The following is an 11791-nucleotide window of genomic DNA, read 5'->3' on the forward strand; positions in this document are numbered from 1 at the left end:
CCATGTTTATTCAATCGCTATTTTTTGTGTTCACTAGCATGCTGAAATTTAGGGTAAGTCGGTGGTTTCATAAAGAGTGTTACCGCTAGGATCAATAGTACAGGTACAGTTAAAATTAAGAATGCAGGAGTAAAACTTCCTGATATGTCTTTTATTGCACCCGCAAAGAACGGCGCTAAACAAGCAAGTGTCGAAATTAAATTCATGACTGAAAATAGTTCAAGGTAAGGAGAGCGACCAAAGTAGTTAGCCAGTAATATACTTGATGCTAAAAAGGTCATGCCATAGCCGATACCAACACAAACCGTAAACAGGATCAGGTAAACCCAAGAGTTTGCCATACTGAGTGCTAACAGCCCAATAATGATAATACTTAAACTAGCGATAAGTAATTTTTTAGGTTCTAGCCATTCACCAATTGCGCCGCCGGCTAAGCGTGAGAAAGCGTTGATAAATGCCATGCTACTTAATAAGGTCGCGGCAATGGTTTCACCAAAGCCATTTTCAATAATATGAGCAACAGCAAAACTATTAACGGTAATACCGCACCATAAAAAAGCAGTATAAGTGGCAGCGATAACATAAAATTGCCATGTTCTCAAAGCATGGCGTGCCGTCCAAATTTCTTTGGTTTGATAGATGCGTTTTGTGCTTTGGAGTTGGCTAATTCTTTTGGCATGCTCTTGCTCTTTACTTCCTTCTCGTAAAAAGAGAATAGTGAAAAGAGTAATAACGGTAAGCGTGATCGCTGAAATAAGCCAATGCATACGCCATGTATGCCATAAATGCGTGGCTAAAAAGTAGATCCAAGGCCCCGCCACACCACCTAATCCGCCAATAGTAAAATAAACACCGAAGGCAAAAGATTGTTTTTCGAATAAGCGAGAAATTACATAAGTCCCGGGTACTGTTGCAAGTAAGGTAAAACCAATACCTAATAGTGCTGTACCAAGGAAATATCGTGCAATGGTGTAGGTTTCATAAAGAAAATAAAAACCGCTAACGAAAATAATCAGTCCAATAAGAAGGGTAAAGCGAACACTTAATTTACGAATAAGTAAAGTGGGTAAAAAACTAGCAAGACCACAGGTTAATCCTAATAACGTAAAACCAAGGCCTGCTTGTGTCCAATTCCACTCTAGCTCACTTATCATGCTAGGAAGAACAACACCCAAAGATGTAAATGTGGTTGCGGTAGCTAAAAAATAGACCAAACCCAGTAATATCAGCATACTCCACTGATAAATGGGTCCAAAACTCTGTTGTGTGGCTTGCATCCTGACTCCATCAAACGGGTGCAGTAACCTGAATAATCAGGAGAAAATAGCGAATAACAGACCTCTTTAATCAAGGTCTGTTCATTTAAAGGCTATTATTCTCTAACTTTATGAGTCGGACTGCTAGCTTAATTTTTCTAAAGCCCATTGAATGGGTTTTTGATAGGTATCATCAAGCATAAGACTCAATGATTTAAGTGTGTCTTTCAGCGGTTGGTTATCACGATGAACAAGATTGAGATGACCCACTTTTCGCACAGGGCGAACTTCTTTTTCATACCAATGTAAATGCACTAAAGGTAATGAAAGCCATTGAGGATTGATATCAGTACCAATCAAATTAACCATCACTGCGGGTTGGCAAACTTCAGGTTTTGGCATCGGTAAATCTAAGATTGCACGTAAATGTAACTCAAATTGGCTAATTGAGGCGCCATTTTGTGTCCAATGTCCACTGTTATGAACTCGTGGTGCTAATTCGTTGATGAGTAATTTATTACCGACAATAAAACACTCCATCGCCATTACACCGACATAATTGAGTTTATCAAGAATAGATGTCAGCATTTTTTCTGCTGATTGTTGTAATTCTGGGTCAGGTGTTGGTAATGCAACACTCATACGTAAAATGCCATCTTGATGAAGGTTATGTGTTAAAGGATAAAATACACAATGACCTTTTTTATCTCTGGCTCCAACTAAGGACACTTCACCAGAAAAGGGAATACCTTGCTCAACAATGCATTCACCATAAATTTCAGCGGGTAATTGTTGTTCTTCACCAGGGTGAATTCGCCATTGTCCGCGGCCGTCATAACCACCAACACGACGTTTCACGATAATAAAATCACCTAACTGAGAAAAAATATCAGGCCATTGTGCTGGAGATGTTAAGGCTTGCCAAGGTGCAGTAGCTAGGCTTAGTTCATCAAGAAGTTGTTTTTGAGGCAATCTATCTGCAAGTAAAGGGAAAATATCACGGTTAACAAAGTTAGTATGACGTTCTAATTCTTTTGTTAATGCTGTTTCTGGCCAACGTTCAATTTCTGCAGTAATAATGCTCTTTTGATAGGGAACAGCTTCAGGTTCTGCATCTAATCCTACAGGGTAAACAGCAATACCTAAAGGTTCACCTGCTTGTCTTAACATTCTACCTAATTGACCATTTCCAAGGACACAAACCGGTTTCATAGTGCCTCTCTTGGGTCTGGGTTATTTAATACATCATCGGTTTGTGCTGTGCGCCATGCAGTCAGTGCGTCTAAAATAGCAGGAGAATGTAATGCCAAAATTTGAGCCGCTAATAAAGCTGCATTGGCAGCACCCGCTTTTCCAATTGCTAAGGTTCCTACTGGAATACCTTTTGGCATTTGCACGATTGAATAGAGGCTATCAACACCGCTTAATGCTGCACTTTGAACAGGAACACCGAATACTGGCACTAACGTTTTAGCTGCAAGCATTCCAGGTAAATGGGCTGCTCCTCCGGCACCAGCAATAATGACATCAAAGCCATTACTTTTTGCTTTTTCAGCAAAACTAAATAATTTATCAGGGGTGCGGTGTGCAGAGACAATCTCAACATGGTAAGGAATGTGTAGTGCATCTAATACATCAGCGGCATGAGACATGGTTGCCCAGTCACTTTTAGATCCCATAACAATGGCGATACGAGGAAAAGCGGTATTTAGACCAACGTGAGAAGACATTACTTAACTGCTCCTGTAAGTATAAACGGATATAGCCTAATAAATTGAGAATGATAGTATCACGCTAACACGCCAAGGAAAACGTTTGCGTAAAGAAAAAAAAGGCTTTTTATAGAGAAAATAAGTGAAACAACTTAAAAGGGAAAATGGATCAGTTCTATTTTTTCAGCGGTGACTTTAAACATAGAACCTTCGGTATGCCAAGCACCCAATACACCACGATAGTGTGTTTTTCCTTCAATATGGACAGTATGAACAGCCGGTCGGTGTGTATGTCCGTGGATCATCCATTGTGTATTGAAGTGTTTAAAGGTATTAATCACCGCTTGTGGGTTAACATCCATAATTGCATCTGATTTATATTGGTTTTCATGCTGGCTACGAGAGCGCATTTTATCGGCAATTCTTAGTCGAACAAACAGAGGCAGTAATAAGAATAGGCGCTGTATAAATTTATTATGCACTTTTTTACGGTAACGTTGATAAGCCTCATCATCTGTACAAAGTGTATCACCATGTAAAATCAAGATATGATGTTGATAAATTTTGAGCACTTTTTCTTGAGGAAGTAGAGTGATACCACTCTCTTTTGCAAAACGAGAGCCAATTAAAAAATCACGATTTCCATGAATAAAATAACAGGGAATACCCGCATTTTTTAGTGTCATTAGCGCTTGAGCAATTTGTTGATGTAAAGGATTAGGATCATCATCACCTATCCAAAAATCAAAAAAATCGCCTAAGATATAGAGCGCTTTAGCGTGAATGGCTTGCTCTTTTAGAAAGCGAAGAAAACCGGCAGTGATTGCCGGTTCATGTTCACTTAAATGCAGGTCTGCAATAAAAAGCGTACACATAAAGAGTAATGCTTATTCGCTAACCGTTACACTTTTAATGATGATATCTTCACGAGGAACATCTTGGTGGAAACCGCTACGACCTGTAGAAACTGCTTTAATTTTGTCGACAACATCCATTCCTTCAACAACTTCAGCGAAGACACAATATCCCCAACCATTCGCATTTTCAGCACGGAAGTTTAAGAAATCGTTATCTGCAACGTTAATAAAGAATTGTGCAGTCGCGGAATGTGGATCGTTAGTACGAGCCATCGCTAATGTACCACGATTATTTGCAAGTCCATTGTTTGCTTCGTTTCTAACAGGTGCTTTGGTTGCTTTTTGGTTCATACCAGGTTCAAAACCACCACCTTGGATCATAAAGCCATTGATGACACGGTGGAAGATAGTGTTATCGTAGAATCCTTCTTTACAGTAGTCTAAAAAATTTTCTACGGTTGCAGGTGCTTTGTCTGCAAATGTATTAATCACGATATCGCCGTAATTGGTATGAAAAGTAACCATATTCAGATCCTAATATAATTTTAGCTTTACCCAGATTTGGGCATAAACAATAGTCCCGTTTTTTATATCACAGTTGCCTTATTTAGTCAGTATTCATCTTTTTTTTGCCCGGTTTTTCTAATTAAACAGGCGTACAAAATAGGGAAAACACATTTTTCGCCAAAATTTAGCTCAATAACAGAAGTTTGATTGTTCACTATCAAGGATTGAACAGTGAAAATAAGGATTAAGCAGAGTAATATATTAGCGCAGATCTTGAGTTTGCTTTGTCTCCAAGATCCAATATCCTAATTAATATCGTGCTATAGTAGTCGTTATTTTCTTTTATATAAAAACGTAATAAACACGTACAGTTGAAAACGGGAACGTCCACCGATGCTAAAGATTTTTAATACTCTCACTCGCCAAAAAGAAGAATTTAAACCTATCCATGCAGGGAAAATAGGTATGTACGTGTGTGGCATCACTATTTATGACCTGTGTCATATTGGTCATGGACGTACATTTGTGGCTTTTGATGCCATAACCCGTTATCTGCGTTATTTAGGTTATGATGTTAATTATGTGCGTAACGTAACGGATGTGGATGATAAAATCATCAAACGTGCGATCGAGAATAATGAAACATGTGAGCAATTAACAACTCGCATGTTAGCTGAAATGCATAAAGATTTTGATGCATTAAACATTGCTCGTCCTGATTCAGAGCCTCGTGCGACACACCATATTGCTGAAATTATTGAATTAACGGAAACGTTAATCAAACGTGATCATGCTTATGTTGCTGAAAACGGTGACGTTATGTTTGCGATTGACACCGATCCTGATTATGGATTGCTTTCTCGTCAAGATTTAGAACAACTGCAAGCAGGCGCTCGTGTTGAAGTGGCTAACGTGAAACGTAATCCTATGGACTTCGTTTTATGGAAAATGTCTAAGCCGGGTGAACCAAGTTGGGAGTCTCCATGGGGAGCGGGTCGTCCTGGTTGGCATATTGAATGTTCTGCAATGAACGGTAAAGAGCTAGGATGCCATTTTGATATTCATGGTGGTGGTTCTGATTTAATGTTCCCACATCATGAAAATGAGATTGCTCAATCAACTTGTGCTCATGATGGCCCATATGTAAATTATTGGATGCATTCTGGTATGGTGATGGTAGACAAAGAAAAAATGTCTAAGTCACTTAATAACTTTTTCACCATTCGTGATGTATTAGCTTATTACGATGCTGAAACGGTGCGTTATTTCTTATTATCTGGCCATTATCGTAGCCAGCTTAACTACACAGAAGAAAATCTAAAACAAGCACGTACCGCTTTAGAGCGTCTCTATACGTCATTACGTGGTACTGATGCTAATGCACAACCTACTGGTGGCGAAGCGTTTGAAGCACTGTTTATAGAAGCAATGAATGATGACTTCAATACACCAGAAGCGTATTCAGTATTATTTGATTTAGCGCGAGAAGTAAATCGCTTAAAAAGCGTGGATATGAATAAAGCTAACGGTTTAGCTGCGGTGTTACGCAAATTAGCTAAAGTATTAGGTCTGTTAGAGCAAGATCCTGAAGCTTTTTTACAAAGTAGTGCTAAAGCAGACGATGCGGGTGAAGTTGAAAAAATTGAAGCTTTAATTCAACAACGTAACGATGCACGTAAAAATAAAGATTGGGCTGCTGCTGATGTTGCGCGTGATGCATTAACTGCGATGGGAATTGTTTTAGAAGATGGCCCTCAAGGAACAACTTGGCGTCGTAATAATTAATATAATTAACGAGTAATTACACATAACACGTGTTTTTATAAAAATATCGGATATTTATTATCCGATATTTTTTTTGCTATTTATTATTTAATTTATTGGCTAATAATACGGATTTCTCTTTCATTATCTTTTTGTTTATCTTTAAAATAATTTATGACATTCTCAGAAAAAAAGAGTCTATGAGTTAAGATAACTATAATAGAAAAAGCAACAAAACTAAATTCAGACATATTGGTTAATGACATCGAAACACTTAGTATAAAAAATAGCGAAATAGATAAACATACCCATGATATTTTTAAAAAAGAGTAAGCATTTTTACTGTTTCTTGCGAGTTTTATCCATGCAATAACTTGTATTATCATTGTGATAATCAGGCACAGCATAATAAATAGGCCCAGGAGTATCGTTTGACCACCGCCCATCGCCATTGCTAATAAATAAATGGGTGCCCCAGCAACCAATATAAACAAACTTATACCTAAAAATAGTACTGAAATAACTTGGATCCATAAAAGCACTATGGGCCTTTCCATAATTTCTCCTAAAAACAAAATAAGTTTTTATTAGCTTTAGAATATCTTTATTAACTTTTATTAAAGTGAAGTTTATCGAATAAATAGAAAAAATAAAGTTTGATTTAATAATAAATAAATATTAATCAATTTAAGAGACTCTATTTTAGAGTTTCTATAAATATGATATTAATATATTTAATTGAAGCAGTGGTAACTCTACTTAATATTATTCGATATACCACTGGTATTATTACTTATAATTTTAGAGGGGTTAATTTTACTTCTGCCATCATTTTTGCCAATTGTTCGCGGTCATGAATACCAACATTGGTCTGACTTACTGCAAGAGCAGAAACGGCAGTTGCAAGACGTAATGTATGCTCGCTAGTTTGTCTCATCATCAGTCCATAAATTAGGCCGCCAACCATAGAATCACCGGCACCTACGGTGCTGACAACATCACATTTAGGCGGTGTTGCCATCCATGCGCCAGATGCATTTACCCACATTGCACCTTGCTCACCTAATGAAATCACAACGTGAGCAATACCTTGTTGGCGTAATGCTTGTGCGGCTTGTACAACATCAGATAGTTCAGGTAAAGGCCTGCCAGCCCAAATTTCTAATTCATGATGATTAGGTTTAACAAGCCAAGGAGAGGCTTTTAACCCTGCGACAAAAGCATCTCGGCTACTGTCAAAGATCAAACACATGCATTCACTGCGTAAACGAGTCATCCATGCGGTGAAATCATTAAGATCAACGCTAGAAGGCACACTACCACTGACACAGATCATATCAAATTGACCCGCCCAGCTTAGTGTGTCATTCACGAAACGAGCCCAATCTTGTTTTGTAATTTCAAAACCAGAAAAATTAAAATCAGTAACTTTGCCATTAGGCTCAGTAAGTTTCACATTAATGCGAGTACGGCCTTCAACCATTTGAAAACGGTTTGCAATACCTGAATCACTAAACTCTTTTTGAAACCCATCTTGATTTTCTTTACCTAAAAATCCGCCAACAGTGACATCAACGCCGAGGCTTTTTAAGACTTTAGCAACGTTAATACCTTTACCTGCAGCATGAAAACCTGCTGTTTTAACACGATTAACTTCACCAAGCTCAATAGGATTACTTAAACCAACAAGATCATAAGCAGGGTTAAGTGTGATGGTCGCAACTCTGCGTTTCATGCTAGTTCCTTACCTTAAATAAAAGAATAGGCATCATTTTTTGCTGTTGTTCAGCAATGATAGAGATACCTTGAGTGGGTAGGCCGAGCATAAAATCTCCTGTTAGATGAAAGGCAAAAAAGATCTAAATATCATAAAATAACAACTAAGATTGCATCACTGGGCTGAATCGTTTCAAATTATAACGTATAATTTAGTACAAACAATGTTCTTTTACCTAATGAAAGTAGAAATAAATTAGATCTAAATCACATTTTAGTGCATTTAAACATGAATAAATGAGTAAAAAGTGTCAGCAAAAAAGTTTGTTGCTGAAGTTTTACAGTAATGGTTGAAAAGTGTTATTTTTATATAAAATAATGACTTACACGGTCTTTTTTTATCTATTTATTGATGAAATGTATAATGTGCTGAACATCTAAGAGGGATTATACCAAGAGATATGTCTAAAAATAATGATTTTAATTTAATTAAATTAAACTAAATTTATTATTTTTATTTAAATTCAATTGGTTATGATTATCATCTTTTTTAAAAGATGATTAAAGAAGGAAAAGTAGAGGAAAAAAGAAGAAAAGTGTTTAAAAGAAAAAAAGCGCCACTTATTGTAGTAGCACTTTTTAATTTTAACTGATTTGCTGATTATTTGCTGACACTGACCGAGAACTCACCAAAGGTGACAACTTTCCCATCAACGATTTTACAACGTTTACGGGTTTCAACTACGCCATCGACGCTAACTAAGCCTTCAGCAATGACACTTTTAGCGGCAGCTCCGCTTTCAGTCCAACCTTGAAGTTTTAATAAATCACAAAGCTCGACATAGTCGTGCCCATCTAATTGAAATGTTTCCATTGACTAATTATTTCCTGTTTCAGGGTCGTGATACTCTTCACATGCTTGTAAAGTGTTTTGAATAAGTGTGGCGACTGTCATTGGACCGACACCACCAGGGACTGGCGAGATCCAACCTGCGCGTTGTGAAGCGACTTCAAATTCAACATCGCCAACCACTTTACCACTTTCAAGGCGGTTAATACCGACATCAATGACAATAGCACCAGGTTTAATCCATTCACCGGGGATAAAGTTAGGTTTACCTACCGCTACAACGACGAGATCAGCGTGTTCAACATGAAAACGCAAATCTTTAGTAAAACGATGAGTAACCGTTGTTGTACAGCCCGCAAGTAAGAGCTCTAGGCTCATTGGACGACCCACAATATTTGACGCACCAATAATAACTGCGTTTAAACCATTCATAGGGATATCACAACGTTCTAGTAGTGTGACAATACCGCGAGGTGTACAAGGGCGTAATTTGGGGGCACGTTGACATAGGCGACCGACATTGTAGGGATGAAAACCATCCACATCTTTATCTGGACGAATACGTTCTAGTACTTTAACGTTATCAATTCCGGCCGGTAAGGGGAGTTGAACGAGAATACCATCAATGGTGTTATCTTCATTAAGCTGGTCGATAAGGTTTAATAAATCAGCTTCACTGGTAGTATCAGGTAAATCATAAGAGCGAGAAATAAAACCAACTTCATCACAAGCTCGGCGTTTACTTCCGACATAAATCTGTGATGCTGGGTTATCACCCACTAAAATAACAGCTAAACCAGGTGCACGTTTTCCTGCATTAATACGTTGTTTTACTTTTTCGGCAACTTCGCTTCTGATGGTCTGCGCAATCGATTTCCCATCTATAATTCTTGCTGACATCTATACATCCAAATTATTCAATTACGGTATTGCTCTATTTTGTCAGATCAAGAGCAATCTGTCAGTCGAATACTTGCCATATTTTAACCATATAGTCTGATATCGTTGAAAAATCGTTGACTCTCAGAATGTTGAACGTATAATTCACACCCGTTATCAGCAGTGATTGCTGACGTCTAATCTCTTCTAGGCGCCCTTAGCTCAGTTGGATAGAGCAACGGCCTTCTAAGCCGTAGGTCACAGGTTCGAATCCTGTAGGGCGTACCATTTAAAATCAAACACTTACACTCATTTTAAATTCTCTACTTTTCTTAAGTGGGACGTATTTGGGACGCAAGAGCCAAAAATACTGTCTATTTGCTTTGCATGTTCAGTTAAATGATTAGGCGCTAGGTGAGCATACCTTCTAACCATATCAACTGATTCCCATCCGCCCATTTCTTGTAATACTGAAAGCGGAACTCCGGACTGAATTAACCAGCTCGCCCATGTGTGGCGCAGATCATGAAAGCGGAAGTTTTCTATTCCTGCTCTTTTTAACGCTGCTCTCCATGCTGTGTTAGAATCAACTCGCATTTTTCTAACGCTTGGCGTTAATGTTCCGTCTGGTCTCTTCTTTGGTTCAGTATGAACAAATACCCATTTGTGATGGTTTCCTATTTGCTCCTTAAGAACCTGACAAGCAGTGTCATTTAAAGCAACACCAATTGCTTGGCCTGATTTGCTATCCTCTGGGTTTATCCATGCAACTTTCCTTTGCATATCAATTTGACTCCACTCTAAATTGATAATATTGGATCGCCTTAATCCAGTGGCCAATGCAAATATAACTACGGATTTCAGTGGTTCAGGGCATTCTTGAATCAGTATTTTAGCTTCATGATGCTCTAACCACCGAACCCGCTTTTCTCTGATTGTTGGGACTTTGATAACGGGAGATTTTTCTAACCATTTCCAGTCACGTTCAGCAGCTCTTAACAGAGATTTCATGATGGCGAGATGCTTTGCTTTGGTTGCGTTACTGACAGGGACATCAGTAAATGCGGGGATTTCCTTTCCCTTTCTTTTAGCTGATTCCGCTTGCTTCTCCCATCGCTCCCTTGCTTTTCTGTTTACCATCTTATTGATAACGGAATATATTTTTGCTTCTGTAATATCCTTAAGCCTGTAACCTTCAAAGTGATCTAACCAAAAAGAAAGCCGACCTTTATCATCATCTAATGATTTTTTGTCTGCTTTCTCTTCAATCCATCTCACAATAGCTTCCTCAAAAGTAACATCAGGGAAGTCACCAAGACGCTCTATGCGCCATAACTCGACCTTTCTTGTGTCGTGCAACTCCTGCGCGAGCTTCTTGTCCTCTGTGCCAAGAGATTCCTTGATTCTTTTACCGCTTGGCGTCGTGTAGTTTCCGTACCATATTTTACCTCTTCTGAATAAAGACATGATTTTCCCTCTCGTGTCTCACCAGCGTTCACTGGTATATTGTGAATTGATTTATTAGCCGCCGCAATACACGCGGCTCTCGTAAATAGGTATGGCGAGTTTTTCTTTGATGGGTCCTTTCTTGTGTATGCAATCAATCCTAGTTTGCACCAACGAGAAAGGGTATCTTCTGATATACCAATAAATTCCGCAGCTTCTTTCCTAGGTATAGTTATTCCTTCCATCTTTCTCTTCCTTTTGCAGATTTCTGATGTATTGGCACATAACATCTTTGGTGTTGTACTTTGTGTGATTTAGAGGCTTAAACTTTGGTGTGTATTTATCGAGGATCTGAGTGGTAAGTTTGTCGTTGGGTATTCCGTGACTTCTTAGTTCGATTAAGCATTCCTTTGCTATTTGCCGTCGTGCGTTTTCCATTGCCTGTGCATTCATAGTCTTTGCCTTTTATTACGCAAGGTGACCATATATGATTTACGACAGTTCTCTATTTCCACAGGGTAGATATTCTTTCCTATCTTTATTTTGTGACTAACGATTATTCCAGTTCTATTATATTTCTTTTTATGGGCTTCCAATGCCTCATTAATAGCAATCCTTTCTATGGGCGTGACTTCACCGCGAATTATTAATCTCATAATTCACCTATGCTATTTTCCATTCATTTAATATTTTATTGCCGATATTAATTAACTCGTCTCTATCGACAGTATTAATTATCTTTCGTGGTTTGATATAGGGTCGCCATATTAAAAGCATTGATCCTTTATTATTGCCGTTAACTGG

13 protein-coding genes and 1 tRNA gene are annotated in these 11791 nt (G+C 38.2%); 2 read left to right on the forward strand and 12 right to left on the reverse strand.

The window, feature by feature from the left end; genetic code table 11:
- Window positions 1-17: 17 nt before the first annotated feature.
- The 5 genes from ABN217_RS15375 to ppiB form a co-directional block, all read right to left on the reverse strand.
- Entirely contained in the window at window positions 18-1277 is a 1260-nt protein-coding gene (locus ABN217_RS15375) for an MFS transporter (protein ID WP_115350791.1), read from the reverse strand.
- A 123-nt stretch (window positions 1278-1400) separates the two neighbouring features.
- Window positions 1401-2468, reverse strand: a complete 1068-nt coding sequence (purK, locus tag ABN217_RS15380) for a 5-(carboxyamino)imidazole ribonucleotide synthase (protein WP_349439726.1) — start codon at window positions 2466-2468, stop codon at window positions 1401-1403.
- Window positions 2465-2986: a 5-(carboxyamino)imidazole ribonucleotide mutase gene (gene purE / locus ABN217_RS15385; RefSeq protein WP_349439725.1), complete on the reverse strand. Its 522-nt coding sequence runs from the start codon at window positions 2984-2986 to the stop codon at window positions 2465-2467. The genes purK and purE overlap by 4 nt, the downstream gene beginning before the upstream one ends.
- 134 nt (window positions 2987-3120) lie before the next feature.
- A complete protein-coding gene (gene lpxH, locus ABN217_RS15390) occupies window positions 3121-3843 on the reverse strand; it encodes a UDP-2,3-diacylglucosamine diphosphatase (protein WP_349439722.1) in 723 nt (240 codons plus the stop codon).
- 12 nt (window positions 3844-3855) lie between these two features.
- Complete coding sequence (ppiB, locus tag ABN217_RS15395; RefSeq protein WP_036934689.1) at window positions 3856-4350, reverse strand: peptidylprolyl isomerase B; 495 nt, start codon at window positions 4348-4350, stop codon at window positions 3856-3858.
- Window positions 4351-4725: 375 nt separating this feature from the next.
- Between ppiB and cysS the strand changes: the two genes are divergently transcribed.
- Window positions 4726-6117, forward strand: a complete 1392-nt coding sequence (cysS, locus tag ABN217_RS15400) for a cysteine--tRNA ligase (protein ID WP_072070113.1) — start codon at window positions 4726-4728, stop codon at window positions 6115-6117.
- A gap of 92 nt (window positions 6118-6209) precedes the next feature.
- Here the strand turns inward: cysS and ABN217_RS15405 are convergent, their stop codons facing one another.
- The 4 genes from ABN217_RS15405 to folD all read right to left on the reverse strand — a co-directional run bounded on the left by ABN217_RS15405 (window position 6210) and on the right by folD (window position 9562).
- Entirely contained in the window at window positions 6210-6653 is a 444-nt protein-coding gene (locus tag ABN217_RS15405) for a hypothetical protein (RefSeq protein WP_072070112.1), read from the reverse strand.
- Window positions 6654-6889: 236 nt separating this feature from the next.
- Complete coding sequence (fruK, locus tag ABN217_RS15410; protein WP_072070111.1) at window positions 6890-7831, reverse strand: 1-phosphofructokinase; 942 nt, start codon at window positions 7829-7831, stop codon at window positions 6890-6892.
- 642 nt (window positions 7832-8473) lie between these two features.
- The gene (gene ybcJ, locus ABN217_RS15415) at window positions 8474-8686 is read right to left on the reverse strand and encodes a ribosome-associated protein YbcJ (protein WP_072070110.1); all 213 of its coding nucleotides are present in this window, start codon (window positions 8684-8686) and stop codon (window positions 8474-8476) included.
- Between the two features lie 3 nt (window positions 8687-8689).
- Entirely contained in the window at window positions 8690-9562 is an 873-nt protein-coding gene (gene folD, locus ABN217_RS15420) for a bifunctional methylenetetrahydrofolate dehydrogenase/methenyltetrahydrofolate cyclohydrolase FolD (protein ID WP_196553908.1), read from the reverse strand.
- Between the two features lie 190 nt (window positions 9563-9752).
- Between folD and ABN217_RS15425 the strand changes: the two genes are divergently transcribed.
- Window positions 9753-9829, forward strand: a tRNA-Arg gene (locus tag ABN217_RS15425).
- A 21-nt stretch (window positions 9830-9850) separates the two neighbouring features.
- Here ABN217_RS15425 and ABN217_RS15430 read toward each other — a convergent pair.
- From ABN217_RS15430 to ABN217_RS15440, 3 genes are all read right to left on the reverse strand, one after another.
- Complete coding sequence (locus ABN217_RS15430; protein WP_349459584.1) at window positions 9851-11008, reverse strand: tyrosine-type recombinase/integrase; 1158 nt, start codon at window positions 11006-11008, stop codon at window positions 9851-9853.
- Between the two features lie 428 nt (window positions 11009-11436).
- The gene (locus tag ABN217_RS15435; RefSeq protein WP_103004601.1) at window positions 11437-11643 is read right to left on the reverse strand and encodes a DUF4060 family protein; all 207 of its coding nucleotides are present in this window, start codon (window positions 11641-11643) and stop codon (window positions 11437-11439) included.
- 7 nt (window positions 11644-11650) lie between these two features.
- The coding region (locus tag ABN217_RS15440) for a DNA N-6-adenine-methyltransferase (protein ID WP_349459585.1) at window positions 11651-11791 on the reverse strand (141 nt) is incomplete at its 5' end.

It is taken from the genome of Proteus sp. fly-1067 (genome assembly GCF_040139345.1).
GTDB lineage: Bacteria > Pseudomonadota > Gammaproteobacteria > Enterobacterales > Enterobacteriaceae > Proteus > Proteus vulgaris_B.